The following is a 23,720-nucleotide window of genomic DNA, read 5'->3' as shown; positions in this document are numbered from 1 at the left end:
GCGATCAGTCCAGCAGGCTGATGGCGGTGGGGGCGTCGGCGCGGCTCTCGGCCAGGGACTCGAATTCATTGATGGCGTTGATCTCGGTGCCCATCGCAATGTTGGTGACGCGTTCGAGAATGATCTCCACCACCACCGGCACGCGGTACTGCTGCATCAGGCTCGACGCTTCGGCGAAGGCGGCCTGCAGGTGCGCCGGGTCAAGGACGCGGATCGCCTTGCAGCCGAGGCCCTCGGCAACCCCGACGTGATCGACGCCATAGCCTTCCAGCTCAGGCGCATTGATGTTGTCGAACGCCAGCTGCACGCAGTAATCGATGTCGAAATTGCGCTGGGCCTGACGGATGAGGCCCAGGTACGAGTTGTTCACCACCACGTGGATGTACGGCAGCTTGAACTGCGCACCGACGGCGAGCTCTTCGATCATGAACTGGAAATCGTAATCCCCTGACAGCGCGACCACCTGGCGGCTCGGGTCGGCCTTGACCACGCCCAGCGCCGCGGGAATGGTCCAGCCCAGCGGCCCGGCCTGTCCGCAGTTGATCCAGTGACGCGGTTTGTAGACGTGGAGGAATTGCGCGCCGGCAATCTGCGACAGGCCGATGGTGCTGATGTAGCAGGTGTCCTTGCCGAAATACTGATTCATCTCCTCGTACACCCGCTGCGGCTTGACCGGGATGTTCTCGTAATGGGTCTTGCGCTGCAGCGTGCGCTTGCGTTCCTGGCAACTGGCGAGCCATTCGCTCCGGTTCTTCAGCTTGCCGGCGGTGTGCCACTCGCGCGCCACTTCGATGAACATCGCCAGGGCTGCGCCGGCGTCGGAAACGATGCCCAGATCAGGCGTCAGCACGCGGCCGATCTGCGTTGGCTCGATGTCGACGTGGATGAACGTGCGCCCTTCGCTGTACACCGACACGGTGCCGGTGTGGCGGTTGGCCCAGCGGTTGCCGATGCCGAGGACCAGATCGGACGCCAGCATCGTCGCGTTGCCGTAGCGGTGAGAGGTCTGCAGCCCGACCATGCCGGCCATCTGCGGATGATCGTCGGGGATCGTGCCCCAGCCCATCAGCGTCGGGATCACCGGAATGCCGGTCAGCTCGGCGAACTCCACCAGCGCGTCCGAGGCATCGGCGTTGATGATGCCGCCGCCGGCCACGATCAGCGGACGTTCGGAGGCGTTGAGCATCGCCAGGGCTTTTTCGATCTGCTTGCGGCTGGCCTGGGGCTTGACCACCGGCAGCGGTTCGTAGGCGTCGATGTCAAATTCGATCTCGGCCATCTGCACGTCGAAGGGCAGGTCGATCAACACCGGACCGGGTCGGCCGCTGCGCATCAACTGAAAGGCTTTCTGGAACACATAGGGCACCTGGCCCGGTTCCATGACCGTGGTCGCCCACTTGGCCACCGGCGCGGCGATGCTGGCGATGTCCACGGCCTGGAAGTCTTCCTTGTGCATCCGTGCGCGCGGCGCCTGGCCGGTGATGCACAGAATCGGAATCGAGTCGGCGGAGGCTGAATACAGACCGGTGATCATGTCAGTGCCGGCCGGGCCCGAGGTGCCAATGCACATGCCGATGTTGCCGGCGCTGGCGCGGGTGTAACCCTCGGCCATGTGCGAAGCGCCTTCGACGTGGCGCGCCAGCACGTGGTCAATGCCGCCGAGTTTCTTGAAGGCGGCGTACAGCGGGTTGATCGCAGCGCCCGGAATACCGAAGGCGGTGTCGACGCCTTCGCGACGCATCACCAGAACGGCGGCTTCGATGGCTCTCATGACGGTCATTTGTTAGTCTCCTGAACTCGATAGTTTTTGTACGTAAACAGCCTGATTTGAATCCGATTTTTTGTGAATGGCTGTTTTTATCCGTTCTATCGGTATCTGGAGTATCGAATGGATCGCTATACCGAATTGCGCAGCTACGTCCTGGTGGCCACCCGTGGCAGTTTTGCCGCCGCGGCGCTGGTGGAGGGGGTGACGCCGGTGATCATGGGCCGGAGATTGAGCGCGCTGGAGGATCGCCTGGGCGTAAAGCTGATTCATCGCTCGACGCGGGGCCTGACCCTGACCGATGCCGGCGAGTCGTATCTTGAGAACGCCAAGCTGGTGCTGCAGTCGTTCGAGGAGCTGGACGCCAGCATCAGCGAGAACGAAAGCAGCGTGCGCGGGCATCTGGTGGTTTCGGCGCCGGCGGGGTTTGGTCGTCAGCACGTCGCGCCCCATGCGCCGGAATTCCAGGCGCGGTTCCCGGATTTGCAGCTGTCATTCAACCTCACTGACAACGTGGTGGATCTGGTGCGTGAGGGTTATGACATGAGCATCCGCATCGGCGAGGTGCTGGACCCGAACTACGTCGCCATCAAGCTGTACGCCAATAAACGCGTGGTCTGCGGTTCGCCGGCTTATTTCGCCGAGCATGGGTTTCCCCAGGTGCTTGAGGATCTGGCGCAGCACAATTGCCTGTCGTTCAACCTGCAGGGCGGGCAGCATCGCGGCTGGACATTTCAGCGCGAGGGCAAGCCGGTGGCGATCAAGGTTGTGGGCAACCTGTACTGCAACGATGGCGAGCTGTTGTATGACTGGGCCAAGCGCGGGCTGGGCCTGAGCTGGCGTTCGACGTGGGAGATTCAGAACGAGGTTGAAAGCGGCGCGCTGGTCACCGTGCTGGACGAATTCGCCTTGCCCAGCTACGACATCCAGGGCGTGTACCCGCAGCAGCATTACCTGCCGGCGAAAGTGCGGTTTTTTATCGCGTTTCTGAAAGAGGTCTACAACCGGCCGGCGTATTGGCGCCAGGGATGAGCAACGATCCCCGAAGCACCCAAATCAAAGGCTTCCCGGCTAAAGCCGGTCCCACAGGTCGTGCGCGGTCGGCAGGACCAACCTCAGCCGGGAACCGGCCAGAAAGCGCACGCTGCTTTTGGTAGGACCGGCTTCAGTCGGGAACAGCCCAGAAAGCGCGCGCTGCTTTTAGTGGGACCGGCTTTAGCCGGGAAGGGGCCGTAACTGGCGCTGAAGATATATTGGATACGCCGACGTCTTCCCGGCTAAAGCCGGTCCCACCAATGGCGACCGAGGAACCTAAATCAACTCCACCGACACCGGTGGCAGCCCGCGAATCTCGCCAACCGCCAGACCCGGTCCGGTGGTCTTGTACATCCCGGTATAGGAACCGGTCGTAATCACCATCTCCGGCGTCACGCTCAGCCCATTCTGCGTGTGGTGATTGACCAGCCACGGCAGCAACCGCCGAGGGTCACCGGCCGGATTCGCACCATCGCCCGGCACAATGTCTTCATCGCCATAAGTGAAGCTCAGCGCAGGCTCGACAAACGGAAAGCTGGCGTCGTAGTCGACAAACTCACCGATGACCAACGCCCCATGGTTGAGCAGGTCGCCCAAGGCCAGCAATGGCTCGATCTTCGGCCAGGCCGCGAACCGGCTCGATACCACTTCAATGGTCGCGCCCATCGTCGCGATGCTGCTCAGCACGTCTTCATCCGAATACGCCTCGTCGCGAGGGGTGAATTCGCGGCCAAGACGAAAAGCGATTTCCAGCTCCAGAATCGGCGACGGATAGTCGACGCACTCAACCTGGCTGCCGCTGGCAAAAATACCGTCGTCCGGCAACAGCGCGCCATTGATTGGCCCGGTCGGCGACTTGGCGCCGACCTTCCAGCCGCCCACGGTGGTGTCGCGCAGACGCAGAATCTCGCGCTGCAGCGCGTAGGCACTGGCCGCATCGTCGGGCACGTATTCGGGACGGATTTCGGTGATTTTCTGACCGGCGCCCATGGCGGCGACGATCAATTCGGCAATATTCGCTGGGTGAGACGATGGATTCACGCGGGTCTTCCTTCAGGCAATTGATGGAAAGCGCCCCGTTCCTTTTGTTGCTGTGTCGAAGGATGACGGAGCCAGCGCGACCACTCTAACCCTATTTCAGTAGGTAGGGAGAGACTGGGGTGTCCGGTGCGAGTGACCGGGGTGGCGCTCCACCTTGCTCACGAAGAAGTCGATGCATTCAGCCACTTTTCTGGGGACTGAACGTAAGCCTTCGCGAGCAAGCTCGACTCCCACGGGGTGGTGTTCGGCTCGGGATTTTCGGTGGGTGCAGGACGTGTGGGAGTGTCCCGCCATCAACTCGGCCCGGCGCTGTAATGCAGGTCCGCGCGCAAACGCTGCACGCAGAAATCAACGAACGAGCGCACCTTGGATGACCCCCGTCGCCCCTCGACGTAGACCACGTAAACCGGCATCGGCGTGACCTCGAAGTCTTCGAGCACGGCGCACAAGGTGCCCGCCTGCAGGTGTCGGCGAATCTGATAGGACGGCACCTGGGTCAGCCCCCAGCCATCAATGGCGGCATGAATGGACGCAGTGAACGATGTCATCGACAGTCGCGACTGCACCTTCACTTCCTGGTGCTGGCCTTCGATGCGGAAGGTCCACGCGGGGCTGCGGCCGGTGATCATCACGGAAACGGTTTCGCGCTCGATGAGTTCGTGGGGATGCCGGGGCGTGCCGTGGGCGGCGAGATAAGCGGGGGAGGCGCAGACCATGCGCCGCACGGTACCGACCTGAATGGCCGTCATCGACGAGTCGGGCATCTCGCCGATGCGCACCGACACGTCGATGCCTTCTTCCAGTTGGGCGGCAATCCGGTCCATCAACAGGCCCCGGATCTGCACCTCCGGGTGCTGACTCAGGTAGTCGGTCATGACCGGCGTGACGTGCAAATCGCCGAACACCTGCGGCGCGGTAATGGTCAGCAACCCGCGCGGCGTGGCATGGATGCCGGCGGCGGCGCTTTCGGCTTCGTGCAGATCGGCCAGCAGGCGCCGGCAGTCGTCGGCGAAGCGCACGCCGGCTTCGGTCAGGCGCAACTGCCGGGTGGTGCGCACGATCAGCAAGGTGCCGAGCCGCGCTTCCAGTTGCGCGACGGCGCGGGTCACGGTGGCCGTGGAGACGTTCAGGTTGCGCGACACCGCCGCGAAGCTGGGGCCTTCGGCGACGGCGGCAAAAAGGGTCATTTCCTGAATGCGGTCCACTGAGCGTCCGTTTTCGAGCCAACGAGAGCGGCAGTCTGCGGCAAATCCGGGCGAGCGGAAAGGTCTGATCCAGACAGTCGGAAAAACGCCCGGGCGGTCATGTTTGCTTGGTGCTCCGGCGACGCCTTCTATATTCTTGCTGACACTGGATTCCTCGACGAAAGGCCGGCGCTCGACACGGCAAGGGACAGACCCGCATTCACGCAAGGCCAAAGGAACGCAGATGAGCACCACCAGCACGCCACTCTCCGGCGTCAACCAGCCATTGAAAGGCATCGCACTGATCCTGTTTGCGACCTTTCTGTTTTCAAGTCACGACACGCTGTCCAAATACCTCTCCGGCATCTACCCGATCATGATGGTGGTCTGGGTGCGCTATGTGGTGCACACCGGGCTGATGGCGTGCATTTTCATGCCGTCGTCCGGCCTGCGCGTGCTGCGCACCAAGCGCCCGGGCTTGCAGGCGTTGCGCGCCGTGTGCCTGCTGGGCACCAGTCTGTTGTTCACCAGTGGCCTGATGTTCATCCCGATTGCCGAAGCGACCGCGGTCAACTTCCTCGCGCCGCTGCTGGTCACGGCGCTGTCGGTGCCACTGCTCAAGGAGACGGTCAGCCGCGGGCAATGGATCGCCGTGCTGGTGGGCTTCAGTGGGGTACTGGTCATCGTGCATCCCGGTGGCGAGTTGTTTCGGCCGGCGGTGTTGCTGCCGCTGGGCTCGGCGTTCTGTTTCGCCTGCTATCAGCTGCTGACCCGTCTGGTCGCGGCCCACGACAGCCCGACCACCAGCAACTTCTTCGCCGGGCTGTTCAACAGCCTGTTGATGAGCGCCATCGTGCCGTTCTTCTGGCAGTCGCCGGAGTGGAAACACATCCCCTTCATGCTGGCGCTGGGCACCTGCGGCATGGTCGCGCACCTGATGCTGACCCAAGCCTTCCGCTTCGCCGCCCCGGCCATGCTGGCGCCGTTCGGTTACTGCCAGATCGTCTTCGCCGGGCTGTGGGGCTACATCGTCTTCAATCACTCACCGTCGCTTGTCGCCCAGGCCGGCATTGCGATCATCTGCCTCAGCGGCCTGGCGGCGGCGTGGCAACAGCGCAAAAAGGGTGGCTGACGACAGCGGGTTCATGATTTGCGCGGCGCCATGAAGTACATCCAGATCAGCGCAATGAAGTACATCACCGGGATCAGGGTGAACAGCACGCTGTAGTTGTTGTGTGTCGCGGTCAGGACGGCGCCGACGATCTGCGTCATGAACATGCCGCCGATGGCCGCGCACATGCCGCCGAAGCCGAACACGGTGCTGATCATGTGCCGGGGCGTGTAATCCATGACCAGACTCCAGATGTTCGCCGTCCAGGCCTGATGCGCACCCACCGCCAGGGCGATCGCCAGCACGGCCACCCAGAGACCGCTGGCGTTGGCGGCGAATACCACGCCAATGATCGTCACGGCGAATACCAGCATCGACAGCAAGCGTGCGGTCATCGGGCGCATGCCCCGGCCGATCAGCCACGACGACAGGATGCCGCCACCGATGCTGCCGAAATCGGCGGTCAGCCAGATCAGCATCAGCGGGATGCCCATCTGCGTCACGCTGATGCCCAGGTTGTATTGCTGATTCAGAAACGGCGGCAGCCAGTACAGATAGAACCAGAACACCGGCGCGGTGAGGGCGTAGGCGAGGGCGAAGGCCCAGGTGCCGCGCATCTTCAGGATCCGCGAGAGCGATACTTTCTCCGCTTCAGTCTCGGTCTCAGGCTCGGCCTCGCTGTTGATGTAGGCCCGCTCACTGGCGCGCACGGTGGGATGTTCCTGCGGATTGAAATACGTCAGCCGCCAGGTGATAACCCAGACCAGCCCCAGCGCGCCCATGCAGATGAACGCCGCCTGCCAGCCCCACACCGTCAGGATCAGCGGCAACAAGGCGGGCGTGACCATCGCACCGACGTTGGTGCCGGCGTTGAAAATGCCGGTGGCCACGGCGCGTTCGCCGGCCGGGAACCACACCCGGGTGACCTTGACGCAGGCCGGGTAATTTGCCGCTTCGGTCAGGCCGAGAATGAACCGGCAGACCATGAAGCCCGCTGCTGAAGTGGCCAGACCGTGGGCGCCGGTGGCGATACTCCACAGCAGCACCGCCAGAAAGAACGCGCGCTTGACGCCGACCCGATCGATGAAACGCCCCTGCAGCAGAAAACCGATGGCGTAACCGACCTGGAACCAGAAGTTGATGTTGGCGTAATCCATCGCCGTCCAGCTCATCTGTTTCGCCAGGATCGGTTGCATCACGCCGAGTGCGGCGCGGTCGATGTAGTTCAGGGTGGTGGCGAAGAACACCAGTGCCAGCATGCCCCAACGGGTTTTGCCGACGGCCAGGGCGCCGCGAATTTTTTCGCTCACACTGGCGTGGGGAGGCGCAGGGTGGGAGGCGACCGGGGCAGGCGAAGCAGAAGGGGACCGCATAAGCATCAAGCCTGTTTTGAAATTGTTATGGTGATGTCCGCGCGGCCAAGGCCTTGGCCCCGCATAGCGTCATAAAACTAACCGTATGGTTCATTTCAGTTGATGTCCCATGCAGCGGCGCGAATAATCCCATGAACGCCCGCCCGGTTCGAGCCCCATCATCGTGCCGAGCGCCATGTGATTATTCAGGAGCCACCCCCGCATGCAGCGATCGATCGCCACCGTTTCCTTGAGCGGCACCCTGCCGGAAAAGCTGGAAGCCATTGCCGCCGCAGGGTTTGACGGTGTTGAAATCTTCGAAAACGACCTGCTCTGTTACGACGGCAGTCCGCGCCAGGTGCGCCAGCTCTGCGCGGATCTGGGCATCGCCATCACTCTGTTTCAGCCTTTCAGCGACTTCGAGGGCTGTCGCCGCGAGCACCTGCAGCGCAACCTTGACCGTGCCGAGCGCAAATTCGACCTGATGCAGGCACTCGGCACTGACCTGATGCTGGTGTGCAGCAATACCGCCAGCGATTCCCTGGGCGAGCGAGACGTACTGCTCGATGACCTTGGGTCGATCGCCGAGCGGGCTGGGGCGCGTCAATTGCGCGTGGGTTATGAAGGGCTGGCATGGGGGCGTCACGTCAACACTTGGCAGCAGGTCTGGGATCTCGTCCGGCAGGTCGACCATCCCGCCCTCGGCGTGCTGCTCGACAGTTTCCACACGCTGTCGCTCAAGGGCGATCCGAGCGGGATTGCGCAGATTCCCGGCGACAAGATCTTCTTCGTGCAGATGGCCGACGCGCCGCTGCTGAACATGGGCGTGCTGGAGTGGAGCCGGCATTTCCGGTGTTTTCCGGGGCAGGGCGAGTTCGATTGCCCCGGTTTTCTTGCGGCGATCCTGCGCAGCGGCTACACCGGCCCGCTGTCGCTGGAGATTTTCAACGACGTGTTTCGCGCCGCGCCCACTCGGGCCAACGCCGCCGACGGCCTGCGCTCGTTGCTGTACCTGGAAGCGCAAACCCGCGCGCTGCTGGAGCAGCCATCTCAACCCATCGCGCCGTCATCGTTGTTCCATCCGCCGGCACCCAGCGCCTGCAACGGCGTCGAGTTTCTCGAGTTTGCCGTGGAGGATGCCCAAGGGGCGCGATTGGTCAGCTGGCTGCATGGCCTGGGCTTCGGCACCCTGAGTCAGCACCGCAGCAAAGCCATGACCATGCTGGGGCAGGGCGATATCAAGATCGTGCTGAACGCCGAGCGCTTGTCCTTGCCTCAGATGTCTTTCGCTGCCGCTTCCTTTGCTGACTCAGCCCTTGAAGCCCCCGGCCCGTCGCTGCGCGCCATGGGGTTGCGGGTGGACAACAGCGCTGACGCGCTGGAGCGGGCGCGTCAGTTCAATGCCGAAATCTATAGAGGACCGGTGGGGCCTGATGATCGGGAGCTCCCGGCGGTGCGTGCGCCGGACGGCAGCCTTATTTACCTGGTGGAGCCTGCCGCGCCAGGGCAATCGAGCTGGGACAAGGACTTCATCCTGAGCCCGCAGTCTCCGACGCAAAGCGGTTTGCAGTGCATCGATCATGTGGCCATGGCGTTGCCGGCCGACAGCCTGGACAGTCGGGTGCTGTTCTACAAAAGCGTGCTGGATTTTGTGGCCGATGCCGACCAGCTGCTGCCTGACCCTCACGGTCTGGTGAGGAGCCGGGCGTTACGCAGCCGTTGCAGCACCGTGCGCCTGCCGCTGAACACGACGGATCGCGGCAACACGGCAATCTCCCACGCACTGTCGAGCTACGGTGGCTCTGGCGTTCATCGCATCGCCTTCGCCTGTGACGACATCTTCGCCCAGGTTGCCCGCGCCAAAGCGGCAGGCGTGCCGTGGCTGGCCATTCCCCAGAACTATTACGATGTCCTGGGGGCGCGGTTCGGTTTCGACGACGCATCCCTTGGCGAACTGGCGCACCATAACGTGCTGTATGACCGCGATGCCGACGGTGGCGAGCTGTTTCACGCCTGCACCGAGGCGTTCGAGGGGCGTTTCTTTTTTGAAATCCTCCAGCGCAGGAAGGGTTATGCCGGGTACGGCGAGGCGAATGCGGCGGTGCGCCTGGCGGCAATGGCCAGGGCCCGCAGCGGCTCCGCACGGTTCTGATGACGTGTAGCGCATCGGCACGCACCACTTCCGTAACGCACAGGCGCAGCCCATAATCCCGCGATTCCACCGTGGTCGTGAGCCCCGCATGAAAACCGTTGACGACAGCCTCGCCGAAGCGCCCGTAGACGCCCCGCGCAAGTCCCGCAAGAACAATCCGGAGAAAACCCGCGACGGCATCCTTCAGGCGGCCGTCGCCGAGTTCGTCGCCCAAGGGCTCTCCGGCGCCCGCGTCGATGCGATCGCCGAACGCACGCAAACCTCCAAGCGCATGATCTATTACTACTTCAACAGCAAGGAGCAGCTGTACACCGAAGTGCTGGAGAAGCTGTACGGCGACATTCGCACCACGGAAAGCAGCCTTGACCTCGGCGTGCTCGCGCCGGAAGAAGGGGTCAGGCGGCTGGTGGAATTCACCTTCGATCACCACGACCGCAACGTCGATTTCGTGCGCATCGTGTGCATCGAAAATATCCACAACGGCGCCAACGTCAAACAGTCCCCGACCATCCGCGAACTGAGCCGGCACGTCTTGCAGGCGCTGGACGACACCTTGCGGCGCGGCGAACAGGACGGCGTGTTCCGTCCAGACGTACAGGCCGTTGATCTGCACATGCTGATGAGCTCGTTCTGTTTCTATCGGGTGTCGAACCGCCATACCTTTTCCGAGATTTTCCAGATCGACCTGGAAGACGAAGCGGTCAAGGCGCGGCAGAAGGCGATGATCTGTGATTCGGTGATGCGCTACCTGCTGCCGTGACCCGGCACGTTCAACGCCACGCTCGCCTGAGGACCCGACGATGTCGCAACGCCAATCCACGCTGATCGCCTTGTTGGTGGCCGTCACTTTTTTCATGGAAAACCTCGACGCCACGGTGATCGCCACGGCCATGCCGGAAATGGCCCGGACCTTCGGCGTCGCGGCGGTGGACCTGAATATCGGCATGAGCGCTTACATGCTGGCGATCGCCGCGTTCATTCCCCTCAGCGGCTGGTTGGCCGACCGACTCGGTTCACGCCGGGTGTTCGGCGGCGCCATCGCGCTGTTCACGGTGGCTTCGATGCTGTGCGGCATCAGCGACAGTCTTCAGACGTTCGTCGCCGCCCGGGTCCTGCAAGGCATGAGCGGCGCAATGATGGTCCCGGTCGGGCGCCTCGCGGTCATGCGCGCCACTGAAAAGAAAGACCTGGTGCGGGCCATTTCGCTGATCACCTGGCCCGGGCTGGTGGCGCCGATACTCGGGCCGCCCCTGGGCGGGTTCATCGTTACCCACGCGTCGTGGCCGTGGATTTTCTACCTCAACCTGCCCCTCGGCGTCATGGCGCTGATTGCCACCCTCATCCTCATCCCCCAGCGCAATGAAGTCAGCGCTCGGCCGTTTGATCTGAAAGGTTTCCTGCTGCTGGGCGTGGCCTGCACGGCGCTGTTGTTCGGGATGGAACGGCTGGGGCAGGGCGATGGCAGTCAGTGGCCGGGCCTTGCGGTAACGGCGCTCGGCGTGGTCTGCGGCGCGCTGGCCTGGCGCCACATGCGTCGGCATCCGCAGCCGCTGATGAACGTCGCGGTGGTGCACATCCGCACCTTCAGCGTCAGTCTGCTGGGCGGTTCGGTGTTCCGCATCGCCATCAGCACGCTGCCGTTCCTGCTGCCGCTGATGTTTCAGCTGGGCTTTGGCCTGTCCGCATTCGACGCCGGGCTGCTGGTGTTGGGGGTGTTTGCGGGCAACCTGGCGATGAAGCCCTTTACCAGCGCAATCATGCAGCGCTGGGGCTTTCGTCAGGTGCTGTTGGTCAATGGCTGCATCGGTGTGGCGGCGATTGCCGCCTGCGCGCTGCTCGATCAGGCCATGGGCTGGCCGATGATCCTGCTGATCCTGTTCATCGGCGGGCTGTCGCGCTCGATGCAGTTCACCGCGTTCAACACGCTGGGTTTCGCCGACGTGCCCAAAACGCAGATGAGCGATGCGTCGACGATGTTCAGCATGTGCTTCCAGTTGAGCATGGGCCTGGGCGTCGCGATTGCTGCGCTGTTGTTGCGTGGCGCGATGGCCCTCCATGGCAACGACGGGCAGGCGATGACCGCTGATTTCCAGCTGACGTTTATTGGCGTCGCGGTGATCGCGGCCTTGGCGCTGCTGGATAACCGCCGGGTGTCGGCCCAGGCCGGTGCAGCGCTGCTGCAACCCAAGGCCTGACCTGCTGGCAAACACGAAGCGCCACTGGCCAAAACCACCAGACGTTCTGCGCGCTTTGACCATTGCCCATCGGCGCGGCAGAGCGGAGTATTTCGCCACTCCAACAATAAAAGTGTAAGGACGACACAATCATGCAGATCCAAGGCAAGGTATTTCTGGTCAGTGGCGGCGCGTCCGGGCTGGGTGCGGCCACCGCGCAGATGCTCATCGACGCAGGGGCCAGCGTGATGCTGGTGGACGTCAACGCCGAGGCACTCGCGGCCCAAGTGGAAAAACTGGGCGACAAAGCCCGCGCCAGCGTCAGCGACATCACCCAGGAGAGCGCTGTTCAGGCCGCGGTGGATGCGGCGCTCAGTGCGTTCGGCCAGATCAACGGCGTCATCAATTGCGCCGGCATTGTGGGCGCCGAGAAAATCCTCGGCAAAGAAGGTCCCCACGGCCTCGACAGTTTCAGCCGGGTGATCAACGTCAACCTCATCGGCAGCTTCAACCTGCTGCGCCTCGCCGCTGTAGCCATCGCCGAAAGCACGGCCGATGCCGGCGGTGAGCGTGGCGTCATCATCAACACGGCGTCGGTCGCCGCCTACGACGGCCAGATCGGCCAGGCGGCGTACGCGGCCTCCAAGGGCGCCATCGTCAGCCTGACCCTGCCCGCCGCCCGTGAACTGGCGCGCTACGGCATTCGCGTCATGACCATCGCCCCGGGCATTTTCGAAACGCCGATGATGGCCGGCATGACCCCGCAAGTGCGCGAAAGCCTGTCCGCCGGCGTGCCATTCCCGCCACGCCTGGGCAAGCCCGAGGAATACGCGGCACTGGCCCGCCACATCATCGAAAACAGCATGCTCAACGGCGAAGTGATCCGCCTGGACGGCGCCTTGCGCATGGCCGCTCGCTAATCGAGGAAACCCCATCATGTCTTTGAACAAACGCCAGATGTTGAACGACGATCCCGTGGTGATCGTGAGCGCCGTGCGCACGCCCATGGGCGCCTTTCAGGGCGATCTCCAGAGCCTGACCGCGCCGCAACTGGGCGCCGCTGCCATCCGCGCCGCCGTCGAGCGCGCGGGCATCGATGGCGCGCAGGTCGACGACGTGCTGTTCGGTTGTGTATTGCCAGCCGGGCTGGGACAAGCGCCGGCCCGCCAGGCGGCATTGGGCGCCGGGCTCAGCGAGGCCACGACGTGCACCACCCTGAACAAGATGTGTGGGTCGGGCATGCAGGCGGCGATCCTCGGCCACGACATGCTGCTCGCCGGCAGCGCCGACGTGGTCATCGCCGGTGGCATGGAAAGCATGTCCAACGCGCCATATCTGCTGGAGAAGGCCCGCAGCGGTTACCGCATGGGCCACGGCCGGATCATCGATCACATGTTCCTCGACGGCCTCGAAGACGCCTACGACCGAGGCCGCTTGATGGGCACGTTTGCCGAGACGTGCGCCGGGCTTGAAAATTTCAGTCGGGAAGCCCAGGACGGTTTTGCAGTGGCCTCGCTGACCCGGGCGCAGGAGGCCATGACGCGCGGCTGGTTCGACGCTGAAATCGTCCCGGTGGAAGTCACCGTCGGCAAGGAGCGCAAGACCATTCGCCAGGACGAACAGCCGCCCAAAGCGAAGCTGGACAAGATCCCGCAGCTGAAACCGGCGTTCCGCGAGGGCGGCACCGTGACAGCCGCCAACTCAAGCTCGATCTCCGACGGCGCCGCGGCCTTGACCCTGATGCGCCAGTCCGAAGCACAACGTCGTGGCCTCACGCCGCTGGCGGTCATCCATGGCCACGCCGCTTACGCCAATGAGCCGGGGCTGTTTCCGACCGCACCAGTGGGCGCGATCGACAAGCTGATGAGCAAGACCGGCTGGTCCCTCCGGGATGTGGACTTGTTCGAGATCAACGAAGCCTTCGCCGTCGTCGCGCTGGTCACCATGGCCCGCCTGGAACTGCCCCATCACAAGGTCAACGTGCACGGCGGCGCCTGCGCGTTGGGCCATCCCATTGGCGCATCGGGGGCAAGGATTCTGGTGACCTTGCTGTCAGCGTTGAAGCAGCGTGGACTGAAGCGAGGTGTCGCGGCCATCTGCATCGGTGGCGGCGAAGCAACGGCTATGGCGGTCGAGCTTGTCTTTTGATATCAATGGCTTGCGTCATGTTTCGCAGGTTAGATCTGTGATAACGGCTGATTGGCGTTCTACATAATAAAAGGTCTATAAAATAATGAATTACACGACAATCCTCAAAGAAGTCAGAGGTCGCGTTGCACTCCTGACCCTCAATCGTCCAGAGGCGCTTAACGCCCTCAATGCCCAGCTTATCAGCGAACTCAACCATGCCCTCGATGAGCTGGAACGCGATCACGGCATCGGCTGCATCGTGCTGACCGGCTCGGCAAAAGCGTTCGCTGCCGGGGCTGACATCAAGGAAATGGCCGAGCTGAAATACCCGCAGATCTATCTGGACGACCTGTTCAGTGACAGCGATCGGGTGGCCAACCGCCGCAAGCCGATCGTTGCTGCCGTCTCGGGCTTTGCCTTGGGCGGGGGCTGCGAGTTGGCGCTGATGTGCGACTTCATCCTGGCGGCCGACAACGCGCGCTTTGGCCAGCCGGAAATCAAGCTGGGCGTGCTGCCGGGCATGGGCGGGACCCAGCGCCTGACCCACGCGGTCGGCAAGGCCAAGGCCATGGAAATGTGCCTGACCGGGCGCCTGATCGACGCCGTCGAAGCGGAGCGTGCCGGGCTGGTCGCGCGCATCGTGCCCCAGGACCAGTTGCTGGAGGAGGCGCTCAACGTTGCGGCCGGCATTGCGGCGAAGTCGTTGCCGGCGGCCATGATGGTCAAGGAAAGCGTGAACCGCGCCTTTGAAGTCAGCCTGGCCGAAGGGATTCGTTTCGAACGCCGCGTGTTTCATGCAGCGTTTGCCAGCGAGGACCAGAAGGAAGGCATGGCGGCGTTCATCGAGAAGCGCGAACCGGCGTTCAAGCATCGCTGATTCAGGTCAGGGCGGTGGCGCGTCTCAGGGGTGTCTTCTGGCGCCAGCGTGTATAAAATGCGCCGGTCGCCGAGGTTCACCCCGGCCTGTCATTATCGATCACCCTATTTTCAGCGTTTATCGCCATCGGCCCGACGCGCAAGACGCGTCGGATCCGAGCGATTTATCGCCACCGGAACAAGAGAGCAATCATGGGCGCACAGTGGAAGGTCAAACACAAAGAAGCGGCAGCCAACGCCAAGGGGCGTATTTTCGGCAAGCTGTCCAAAGAGATCATGATTGCCGCACGCTCCGGCGCTGACCCCGACATGAACGCGCGCCTGCGTCTGGTGGTCGAGCAGGCCAAGAAAGCCTCGATGCCGCGCGAAACGCTGGAGCGTGCCATCAAGAAAGGCGCCGGTTTGCTCGGCGAGCACGTGCACTTCGAGAAACTCACCTACGAAGGCTTCGCGCCGCATAAAGTGCCGGTCATCGTTGAATGCCTGACTGACAACATCAACCGCACCGTCTCGGAAATCCGCGTGCTGTTCCGCAAGGGCCAACTGGGTGCCGAGGGCTCGATTACCTGGGATTTCGATCACCTGGGGATGATCGATGCGGTTGCTGCATCACCCGAAGCGGACGCCGAGGAAGCCGCCATCGAAGCCGGCGCTCAGGACGTTGAACAAGGCGAAGAGGGCGTTGCGACGTTTTACACCGACACCACCGACCTCGACGCCGTGTGCAAGGCGCTGCCCGAGTTCGGCTTCACCGTTGAATCCGCCAAGATCGGCTACCGCCCGAAAAACCCGGTTGAAGGCCTGAGCGACGAGCAGATGGCCGAAGTGGAAGCCTTCCTCGAAGCGATCGACAGCCACGATGACGTGCAAAACGTGTACGTCGGCTTGGCCGGATAAGGCTGACCGGGCCAACTGACTGAATCGGTCGTTGTAGGACCGGCTTCAGCCGGGAAGGCGTCGATGGGCACACTGCGAAATCGAGGGTGTCCACGCTGGCCTCTTCCCGGCTGAAGCCGGTCCCACAGGTTATGCGGCGTGCTCTGGATTGGGTCCTACTGATACGCCCCATGCCTCCCACGGGTCTCACTGACACGCCGCGTGCTTTTAGTGGGACCGGCTTTAGCCGGGAAGGCGTCGGTGGGCACACTGCGAAATCGAGGGTGTCCACGCTGGCCTCTTCCCGGCTGAAGCCGGTCCCACAGGTTGTGCGGCGTGCTCTGGATTGGGTCCTACTGACTAAACTGCTGCTCAATCTCCGCAAACCCGGGCCGCTGCATCACATCCGCCTGCACGCAACGCCGCTCCAGCTCCCGCAACCCGGCAACCTGCGAATCGTTATCCCCGCAGCAGTCCAGCAGTTCCCCCAGCAATAGCCCGAACGCGCGCACTTCAACGCGCTCCAGCCTGCGTCCCGTTTCTTCATCCGGGTAAAACGCCGCTGCGCCAAAATCCCCCAGCAGGCTGTCCCCACTTTCGTTCCAGAGGATGTTGTGGCCGTACAGGTCACCGTGGTTGATCCCATGCCCGTGCAAATGTGCGCACGCCGCTGCGATCCCGGCGGCCATACGCTTCACGATCGACAGAGTCAGCCGGGTGTCGACGTACGTGTCCCGTGTGCAGGATTCAAGGGTCGGCGGACGCGCAAGGGTCACGAAAGAAGGCGAAATCAGCTCCATCACCAGACCGCGAGCGCCCTGCGGGTGGTCCAGAATCTGCCCGAGCACCGGAATCAGATGAGCATGACGACCCGCCGCAATGCACGCCTGCATCTCGTTCAACGGCGAGCCGTCGCTGGTGACATCGCCCTTGTACAGCTTCACCGCGACGTCCAGCGCCGCCGCGTCCTTGTCCGCGCGCCACTGGGCCTGTTGAATCACCCCGGACGCGCCTTCGCCCAGCACCTGTTGCAGCGTCAGTTGCGGCCACGGAATCTGCCGGATCGGCGCTTCGGTGTGGATGTCGTTCAACGGATTGCCGGCAAACGCCAGCCAGGCCAGCGCGGGCATCTCCAGCAACCAGCGCGGCAGTTCATGGAAATCGTTGACCGCGATCCGCACCAGTTCCAGGCGCTGACAGCGGGCCAGTGATTCCGGCAATTGCCGCAGCCGGTTGCCCGCGAGCATCAGCTTCTGCAGGTGCGCACAGTCGCCGATGGCTTCAGGCAGGGTTTCGATACGGTTGTCGGTCAGCACCAGAGAGCGCAGCGAAGGCGGCAGCGCGTTGGCGGGGACATCGGCGATCTCGCAGGCCTTGAAGCCGACGAAGAACAGCTGCTCGCACTGGCCCAGGCATTCTGGCAGGCGGGTAAAGGGATTATTCGAACAGAACAGGATTTTCAGGCGCTTGAGCCGGTGCAGGTCGGCGGGCAGGTCAGTCAGCCGATTGCCGCTGAGGTCCAGCACCTCCAGCGAATCGGCGAGGCTGAAAATCTCCTCGGGAAATTCACTGAGGTCGGCACTGAGATTGAGCCGCGTGATGCCTGCCAGTTTGCCGGCACGCAGGTCTGCAAGGGTGTGCATGGGGGGAAGGGCGCCTGTGATCAATGGGCGGCCATGATAACCAGTCAACCCGGTCGTTGCTCGTTTGCTACGAGCGCGACGGGTGAGGGATCAATTCAGGCAGCGGTCCAGCAATTGATGCATGCGCTCAAGGGACGGCGCCGATTCGGCGTACAAGATGCGGTAGACCATGGGTGCGACGACGGCATCGACCAGTTCGTCCGCCGAAGGACTCTGTTCACCGCGTTCCCGGGCGCGGTCGATGATGATCTGCAGTTGATCGCGAACCATGTTCAGGCACTTGCCCGAGCACAGGGTCGCGCTGCTGGCGACCACGTCGCGCATCATTTCGCGGCCCGGCGCCGAGTTGGTTTCTTCGAGATAGACCTCGACCCACGTGCGCAGGTCATCGCGCAGGTTGCCGCAATCCACCGGTTCGTCGGGGCGCAGACGCTCGACAGCGGCGTCGGCCAGCAACGAGGTCAAGTCGCCCCAGCGCCGGTAAATGGTCGACGGCGTGACACCGGCGCGGGCCGCAATCATGGGCACGCTGAGGGCCGAACGCTCCTGCTCCTGGAGCAAATCGCGGACCGCCGCGTGAATCGATGTCTGCACCCGGGCACTGCGGCCGCCGGTGCGAATGCCTTCTTTGATAGCCATGGTGCGGACCCTAACACAAAGTATTTGCTTTAAGCAGACGCTGCTCGCACACTGCTAAAGCTAATTAATAGCTTTTGTGGCGTGCTTTTTCGGGAGAGTGTACTCGTGTCTGATTCTTTGCAGAACCCGCAAGTCGATGGTCGGGGGCGGAGCCACCTGGTATTTCTGGCTTTCGTGCTGCTATGTTTCTTCGCCGCGTCCAGTGCGCCTACGCCGCTTTACCACCTCTATCAACAGGCGTGGGGCTTTTCCTCGGCGCTGTTGACGGTGATTTTCGCCGTCTACGCCTTGAGCCTGTTGGCGACGCTGCTGATGTTCGGCTCGCTGTCGGATTACCTCGGTCGCCGCCCGGTGATCTTCATCGGGCTGCTGCTGGAGATCGTCTCGATGCTGCTGTTCATCGCTGCCACCGACGTCAGCTGGCTGATCGTTGCGCGGGTGCTGCAGGGCGTGGCGACGGGCATCGCCACCAGCGCGTTGGGTGCCGCGATGCTCGACAGTGACGCGCAGCAGGGTCCGCTGCTCAACAGCATCACGCCGATGTTCGGCATGGCACTGGGCGCCCTTGGCACCAGTGCGCTGGTGGAATACGCGCCGCTGCCCATGGGCCTCGCCTATGGTTTGCTTCTGGCGGCGTTCGTCGGGCAGGCGGCGTATCTGTTGTGGATCGCTGAAACAGTGACGCCGCAGCCGGGCGTGCTGAAAACCCTGCGGCCGCGGCTCGCCGTACCGGCCCAGGCGAGGGGGACGCTGTTGCTGGTGCTGCCCGCGGACATCGCCGCCTGGGCGCTGGGCGGGTTTTTCCTGTCGCTCGCGCCGTCGCTGCTGACTGCCGCGACCGGTTCGACCTCGGTACTCAACGGCGGCTTTGCCGTGGCAGCGCTGACCATCAGTGGCGCGATTTCGATCCATAACCTGCGCCTGCGCGCGCCCAGGCTGGCATTGCTGGTGGGCTGCAGTTTTCTGGCGATCGGGGTTTCAGTGATTCTGGCGGCGGTGAACCTGGGCTGGCTGTGGCTGTTCTTCACCGGCGCCGTGGTCGCGGGGGTTGGCTTCGGGGCCAGCTTCCTCGGCGCCCTGCGGCTGTTGCTGCCATTGGCCCACGCCCACGAGCGGGGTGCGCTGATGGCGGCCTTTCTGGCCTTGAGTTATCTGGCGTTTTGCATACCGGCGTTGCTGGCCGGCGTGTCGATCAAGACGGCGGGGCTGGTGACCACCACGAATGTCTATGGCGGGGTGGTGGTCTTGCTGGCGGTGTCGGCGCTGGCCGGTCTGCTGATTCAGCGAGCCGGCCGCGCCAGGGCGGCGTAGGTTGTTTTAGCGGTTATGACGCAGAATCGAAAAATTCAGCGCCGACGCCACGGTCAGCCACACCAGATAGGGGAACAGGATCAGCCCGGTAATAAGGTCCAGCTGGATCCCCAGCACCACCATGGCGGCAACCACCAGCCACAGCAGCAAGATGATGACCATGCCCGCAATGATCCGGTGGGCGCCGAAGAACACCGGCGTCCACAGCGTGTTCAAGGCAATCTGCGCGGCCCACAACGCCAGCACGGTCTCACTGCCAGGGATCAGGGTCAGGCGATAACCGGCCCAGGCCAGCAGCAGATAAATGGTCGTCCAGGCCACCGGAAACAGCCAGTTGGGCGGTGTGAAACGTGGTTTCTGCAGCGATTCATACCAGCTGCCGGGTTTGAAAATGATGCCGGTGCTGGCCGCCGCGCAGCAGGCAATGAGGTAAATGTAAAAAGTCATGTGGGGTCCTTTGCTGAAACCATTTGAAGTGCAGGCCGTGGGGCCGTCTCGGCATTGGATGCGTCTGCGCCGGAAAAATCCGTATCTGCCCGGAGAGATTAATCGCGAGCCAGCCCGTGGAGATGATCACCCATCCAGTCCTGGAATGAGCGCGCAACAGGTCGCGCACATCCAGTTGCTCGTCGAACAGGCGGAGGGGCTTACGGCGGCGCGGCGGCGGTATGACACAGCAGCGGTGTGACGTGCCAGCGAGGGAGGCGGCGAGCCGTCCGGTCAGGATCGATCCGCCAGTTGGCCAAGACGTTCCTGCACGGCGTCGTCGAAGATCATGTACAGCGTTTCTACGTCTGCCGGGCGAAGACGTCGGCTGGTCTCCAGGCTGAGGATGAAACTGATTTCCATGGCGGCCTCGCGTTCGAGGTCTTCCTTGGTGGTGGCGGCGTTCAACGCGCGCACCAGATCGTCGATCGCACCCTGAATGGGTTTGGGAAGCCGAAGTGCAGCGATTCGCTCTTGAGGCATTGCTCAGTCCTGGGGGGTTGGGTTTGGCGGCGAACCGAAAGGCGTGAAGCCCTGGAGCCTGGGATCGGGGGCGTATTGTGGCCGAGTTACAGCGCAGATCCCACCAGTGGAAACAAAATAGTGAAATGACAGCCCGTGCCTTCGCCCTCGCTGTGGGCGGTAACGCTGCCGCCATGGGCTTCCACCAGCTGCCGGACCACCGTCAGCCCGATGCCCAGGCCCGAGCCATTGAAGCCGATGGCCTGGGTGTCCTGCACATAAGGATCGAAGATCACCGGCAATGCCTGGGCGGAAATGCCGATGCCGTTGTCGGAGACGACGATCTTCAAGCCTTCCGGAACGGTCTCGGCACGCAGTTCTATGTTGCCGCCGCACGGCGTGTATTTGGCCGAGTTGGTCAGCACATTGGTGAAGATCTGCACGATCCTGATGTGATCACCGTTGACCCGTACCGGCGCGTCGGGAAGGCTGACGTCCATGTGCAGGTTTTTCTTGTGCATCAGCGGCGCGCAGGCGTCCACCGCTTCCTGAATGATCTGCACGATGTCGAGGTGGGCGTAGCTCAGGCGCAGCTTTCCGGTGCTTGCCCGGGAGACGTCGAGCAAGTCTTCCACCATGCGCGACAGATGCTGCACCTGACCTTCGATCAGGTTGCGCATTTCCGGCAGTCTGTCGCTGGACGTGCGCACCATGCGTTCGGCAATCATGCTGATGGGCGTCAGCGGGTTGCGCATTTCATGGGCTACCGAGGCCATGGCCGTGCGTTGCTGGGCCAGCGCCTGTTCAGCCTGGGCTTGCAACGTCTGCGCGTGGAGCGCAGAAATCACCAGATGCTCGTTGGCCTCGCGCAGATACTGATAGACATCAGCGTGTGCACTGGCAGCGGGTGCTTGCGCCTGTGCCGCCAACACCGCCAGCACCAGTTTCTGATTGGCTTCCACCAGCAATTCGATATGCAGCCCGGCGCCGGCAGAGGCTTCGGCCTCGTGCAGCTCTCGGCGCAGGAACGCCAGGTGCGCCAGGGCCCGTTCCTTTTTCTGCGCGAGTCGCTCGAATTCTCGGTCGGCGTCTGTGCCTCCGGTTGCGTCCTTGCTGTCGAATTCGCTCATGGCAATGCGCTCATCGAATGGTGTCTCCCGCTTCAGCAACCCCTGGCGACAGCCGCGTCGGGCGTCCGCCCAGCAGCCCTTCCTGATTATGCAGACGGGTGCCGATCTGCAAGCCGTTGTCGTCGATGCGGTACAGCCGGAGTTCATCCGAGTGAGCGCTGGCCCGGACCTTGACCACCGCCATGATGCGCTGCAAGCGGCTGTCGATCTCGATGTAGCGCTGGACGATGATGGCATCCGTAAGAAAGGCCGTGCCGTAAGGACTGAAGCGCAGATCCGTGTAGCGGTCTTCCAGTTCCGAGGTCATCAATACACTGACCCCGGTGCTGGTCAACGCATTGACCATGCGCGACAGGGATTCGCGGAAGTCTTCGCGGAAGGCGGGCGCCACGGCCAGCTCGAACCCGGACAGCGAGTCGATGACCACACGCGTTGCGTCCAGCCGGCGGATTTCGCTGAGCAGCTGCTGCACGATCTCGTCGATGGACAGGTCCGGCACCCGTCGGTCGACGACGCCTACTTTGTCCATGTGCACCAGACGCGTGAGTTCGGCGTTATGCAGGTGATTGGGTCGCTGTTCGAAAACGGCGATCACGCCTGTTTCGCCGATGCGCGCACCCTCTTCGAGAAAGGCCGCCGCCAGCAGGCTTTTGCCAGAGCCGGAAGGGCCGGCAACCAGCAACGAATAGCCACGGGGCAGGCCGCCGCCAAGCATATCGTCCAGATGCGGCACGCCCATCTTCAGACGCTGCTGAGGGCTGCCGTGGTTCAGCGCGGCGCGGTCCTGAAGCGTGACCGCGGCCGGTGGAAACACCGTAATGCCCGAATCGGCAATGCGGAAGGTATGCAGCCCGGGCAGCGTCGGCTGGCCGCGCATCTTCATGATCTCCATCTTGCGCACCATGGAGTTGCGCTGAACGCTCTGGCGCAGCCAGATCAGCCCATCGGCAACGGTGAAGATCGGGTTGCTGTCGAGCTCGTTGAAATACTCCCCCAGCAGGAAGGTCGTCGCCTGCCAGGTGGTCATCAGCATGCCCAGCTGCTGCACGAACTGCGGCAGGTTGTTCTTGGGATTGCAGTCGGTTTCGCTGGCCAGCACGACGGAGCGGAACGAGTCCACAAACACCAGGGCAGGGCTGTGGGCCTCGACTTCGGCGACGATGCGCCGCAGCACTTCGTCCAGATCGCCAGCCAGGGTGTCATCCGCCAGATTGACGTAGCGGATCGAGCGGTTCACCGCTTCTTCGTCGAAAAAGCTGAACTGCTGTTGGTAGCGCAGCATTTTCAGCGGCGGCTCTCCGAGCACCGTGAAGAAGATCGCCGGGCGTTCGGGCGTGGCCAGGGCGAACATCATCTGATGGGCCAGCGTGGTCTTGCCACAGCCGGGCGGACCGGCGATAAGGTTGAAGGAAAACTCCGGCAGGCCGCCACCCAGAATCTCGTCGAATCCCGGTACGCCCGTTGCCAGACGGTTGATCGTGACTTTACTACTCATCGTGAAATGTCCTGGGCAGGCGGGCCGCTGAAAGAGTGTTCCCACACGTCAAGGAGCAGCCGTGCAGCGAGTGATGGTCCGATCAGCGTGGCAAGTAATGCGTGAAAAGTGTTCAGAACTTCCTGGCCGAACAAGAGCGCGTCGGCTATCGATTCTTCGGCCAGTAACGCCTTCAATTGTTGAAGATCCATGCCCACGGCCAGCATCTTGTAGTTGTCTCCAGCCAGCGGGTGCTTTGATATGTAGAGATGAAGGCTGCGGCGATGCAGGGCGGCAACACCTTTCGGCCCTATGATTGGGGTCAGGGAGGTATTAATGTCCTCGAACATCGAAGTAATTGCTTCAGCGACCTCGGAAAGTTCCGCGCTGCCATTGACCCGATGGGTCAGGCATGTGGCAATTCGTTGGCCTGCTTCGCTATCGGCAAACATGGGATTAAGTTCTGGTAGGTGTCAGTGGATAGTACACGTTCTTGCCCGAACGGACAGACGCATGAAGCGTGCGGCGCTCTGCCGCGCAGGCCCTCAGGCTTCACCGGGCCCGTTCCGCCGATCAAAGGTGGGGGAGACTCAATTGGAGGCGAGTTTCACGGCTAGCGGTTTGGTCAACGCCCGGCGTTGTTTTAATTCTATCCATCGGGATGACTATGAATGTATCGGTGGCTCTCGGGGCAGGTTGGATAACGCGGACGGTTATTCATTTGGAGGGCGTGAAGTTTAAGCACGCCATAACTATTCAATCAAACGAGTGATTGCGTAAGTTGCAGGACGGCGAATAAGTGCTCGCTATTTATTTATGATCGATAACGTAAAAGTGTTCGACTGAATTGTTTGCATGGGTCAGTTGAATGGAAAATCC

The 23,720-nt window shown here is 62.7% G+C and carries 21 protein-coding genes and 1 pseudogene; 10 read left to right on the top strand and 12 right to left on the bottom strand.

Features of this window, described 5'->3' with window-relative positions:
* Positions 1-4 precede the first annotated feature (4 nt).
* Entirely contained in the window at positions 5-1,780 is a 1,776-nt protein-coding gene (gene gcl, locus ACYASU_RS01845; protein ID WP_463581752.1) for a glyoxylate carboligase, read from the bottom strand.
* A 108-nt stretch (positions 1,781-1,888) separates the two neighbouring features.
* On the opposite strand from gcl, the gene ACYASU_RS01840 reads away from it, so the two are divergent.
* Entirely contained in the window at positions 1,889-2,797 is a 909-nt protein-coding gene (locus tag ACYASU_RS01840) for a LysR family transcriptional regulator (protein ID WP_463581751.1), read from the top strand.
* A 279-nt stretch (positions 2,798-3,076) separates the two neighbouring features.
* Here ACYASU_RS01840 and ACYASU_RS01835 read toward each other — a convergent pair whose 3' ends face one another.
* Positions 3,077-3,841: a 2-keto-4-pentenoate hydratase gene (locus ACYASU_RS01835; RefSeq protein WP_463581750.1), complete on the bottom strand. Its 765-nt coding sequence runs from the start codon at positions 3,839-3,841 to the stop codon at positions 3,077-3,079.
* 293 nt (positions 3,842-4,134) lie between these two features.
* Positions 4,135-5,046: a LysR family transcriptional regulator gene (locus ACYASU_RS01830; RefSeq protein ID WP_463581749.1), complete on the bottom strand. Its 912-nt coding sequence runs from the start codon at positions 5,044-5,046 to the stop codon at positions 4,135-4,137.
* A gap of 223 nt (positions 5,047-5,269) precedes the next feature.
* On the opposite strand from ACYASU_RS01830, the gene ACYASU_RS01825 reads away from it, so the two are divergent.
* The gene (locus ACYASU_RS01825) at positions 5,270-6,157 is read left to right on the top strand and encodes a DMT family transporter (protein ID WP_192173934.1); all 888 of its coding nucleotides are present in this window, start codon (positions 5,270-5,272) and stop codon (positions 6,155-6,157) included.
* Positions 6,158-6,168: 11 nt separating this feature from the next.
* Here ACYASU_RS01825 and ACYASU_RS01820 read toward each other — a convergent pair whose 3' ends face one another.
* Positions 6,169-7,509, bottom strand: a complete 1,341-nt coding sequence (locus tag ACYASU_RS01820) for an MFS transporter (protein WP_463581748.1) — start codon at positions 7,507-7,509, stop codon at positions 6,169-6,171.
* Between the two features lie 202 nt (positions 7,510-7,711).
* Here ACYASU_RS01820 and ACYASU_RS01815 point away from each other — a divergent pair, with 202 nt between their 5' ends.
* The 7 genes from ACYASU_RS01815 (at position 7,712) to ACYASU_RS01785 (ending at position 15,717) form a co-directional block, all read left to right on the top strand.
* Positions 7,712-9,640: a bifunctional sugar phosphate isomerase/epimerase/4-hydroxyphenylpyruvate dioxygenase family protein gene (locus ACYASU_RS01815; RefSeq protein ID WP_463581747.1), complete on the top strand. Its 1,929-nt coding sequence runs from the start codon at positions 7,712-7,714 to the stop codon at positions 9,638-9,640.
* An 88-nt stretch (positions 9,641-9,728) separates the two neighbouring features.
* The gene (locus ACYASU_RS01810) at positions 9,729-10,400 is read left to right on the top strand and encodes a TetR/AcrR family transcriptional regulator (protein WP_463581746.1); all 672 of its coding nucleotides are present in this window, start codon (positions 9,729-9,731) and stop codon (positions 10,398-10,400) included.
* Positions 10,401-10,440: 40 nt separating this feature from the next.
* The gene (locus tag ACYASU_RS01805) at positions 10,441-11,835 is read left to right on the top strand and encodes a DHA2 family efflux MFS transporter permease subunit (RefSeq protein ID WP_463581745.1); all 1,395 of its coding nucleotides are present in this window, start codon (positions 10,441-10,443) and stop codon (positions 11,833-11,835) included.
* A gap of 131 nt (positions 11,836-11,966) precedes the next feature.
* Complete coding sequence (locus ACYASU_RS01800) at positions 11,967-12,734, top strand: 3-hydroxyacyl-CoA dehydrogenase (RefSeq protein ID WP_282373204.1); 768 nt, start codon at positions 11,967-11,969, stop codon at positions 12,732-12,734.
* A 37-nt stretch (positions 12,735-12,771) separates the two neighbouring features.
* Positions 12,772-13,962: an acetyl-CoA C-acyltransferase gene (locus ACYASU_RS01795; protein WP_463581830.1), complete on the top strand. Its 1,191-nt coding sequence runs from the start codon at positions 12,772-12,774 to the stop codon at positions 13,960-13,962.
* Positions 13,963-14,047: 85 nt separating this feature from the next.
* On the top strand, positions 14,048-14,821 hold the full coding sequence (locus ACYASU_RS01790) for an enoyl-CoA hydratase (RefSeq protein WP_463581744.1): 774 nt from the start codon (positions 14,048-14,050) through the stop codon (positions 14,819-14,821).
* A 191-nt stretch (positions 14,822-15,012) separates the two neighbouring features.
* Complete coding sequence (locus ACYASU_RS01785) at positions 15,013-15,717, top strand: YebC/PmpR family DNA-binding transcriptional regulator (RefSeq protein WP_192173927.1); 705 nt, start codon at positions 15,013-15,015, stop codon at positions 15,715-15,717.
* 332 nt (positions 15,718-16,049) lie between these two features.
* Here the strand turns inward: ACYASU_RS01785 and ACYASU_RS01780 are convergent, their stop codons facing one another.
* A complete protein-coding gene (locus ACYASU_RS01780) occupies positions 16,050-17,339 on the bottom strand; it encodes a leucine-rich repeat-containing protein kinase family protein (protein WP_463581743.1) in 1,290 nt (429 codons plus the stop codon).
* 90 nt (positions 17,340-17,429) lie between these two features.
* Positions 17,430-17,978 carry a TetR/AcrR family transcriptional regulator gene (locus tag ACYASU_RS01775; RefSeq protein ID WP_282373669.1) on the bottom strand — a complete coding sequence of 183 codons (549 nt, stop codon included), beginning with the start codon at positions 17,976-17,978 and terminating at the stop codon, positions 17,430-17,432.
* 105 nt (positions 17,979-18,083) lie between these two features.
* On the opposite strand from ACYASU_RS01775, the gene ACYASU_RS01770 reads away from it, so the two are divergent.
* Positions 18,084-19,289, top strand: coding sequence for an MFS transporter (locus ACYASU_RS01770; RefSeq protein WP_463581742.1), 1,206 nt, complete (start codon positions 18,084-18,086; stop codon positions 19,287-19,289).
* A gap of 6 nt (positions 19,290-19,295) precedes the next feature.
* Here ACYASU_RS01770 and tspO read toward each other — a convergent pair whose 3' ends face one another.
* The 6 genes and pseudogenes from tspO to ACYASU_RS01740 form a co-directional block, all read right to left on the bottom strand.
* Positions 19,296-19,736, bottom strand: coding sequence for a tryptophan-rich sensory protein TspO (tspO, locus tag ACYASU_RS01765; RefSeq protein ID WP_463581741.1), 441 nt, complete (start codon positions 19,734-19,736; stop codon positions 19,296-19,298).
* 112 nt (positions 19,737-19,848) lie between these two features.
* A pseudogene (locus ACYASU_RS01760) lies at positions 19,849-19,944 on the bottom strand (aromatic alcohol reductase); the annotation flags it as partial.
* A 65-nt stretch (positions 19,945-20,009) separates the two neighbouring features.
* Positions 20,010-20,258 (bottom strand): hypothetical protein, encoded by a 249-nt coding sequence (locus ACYASU_RS01755; protein WP_463581740.1) that lies wholly within the window; start codon positions 20,256-20,258, stop codon positions 20,010-20,012.
* Positions 20,259-20,344: 86 nt separating this feature from the next.
* Positions 20,345-21,367, bottom strand: coding sequence for a sensor histidine kinase (locus tag ACYASU_RS01750; RefSeq protein WP_463581739.1), 1,023 nt, complete (start codon positions 21,365-21,367; stop codon positions 20,345-20,347).
* Between the two features lie 10 nt (positions 21,368-21,377).
* Complete coding sequence (locus tag ACYASU_RS01745; protein WP_463581738.1) at positions 21,378-22,862, bottom strand: ATPase domain-containing protein; 1,485 nt, start codon at positions 22,860-22,862, stop codon at positions 21,378-21,380.
* Positions 22,859-23,293: a hypothetical protein gene (locus ACYASU_RS01740; RefSeq protein ID WP_244656005.1), complete on the bottom strand. Its 435-nt coding sequence runs from the start codon at positions 23,291-23,293 to the stop codon at positions 22,859-22,861. Before ACYASU_RS01740 ends, ACYASU_RS01745 begins: the two co-directional genes overlap by 4 nt.
* Between the last annotated feature and the right edge of the window lie 427 nt (positions 23,294-23,720).

Source organism: Pseudomonas sp. HP_12 (assembly GCF_055283955.1).
The sequence above is the reverse complement of the archived record's forward strand: the minus strand, read 5'-3'. Positions and strand labels throughout refer to the sequence as shown.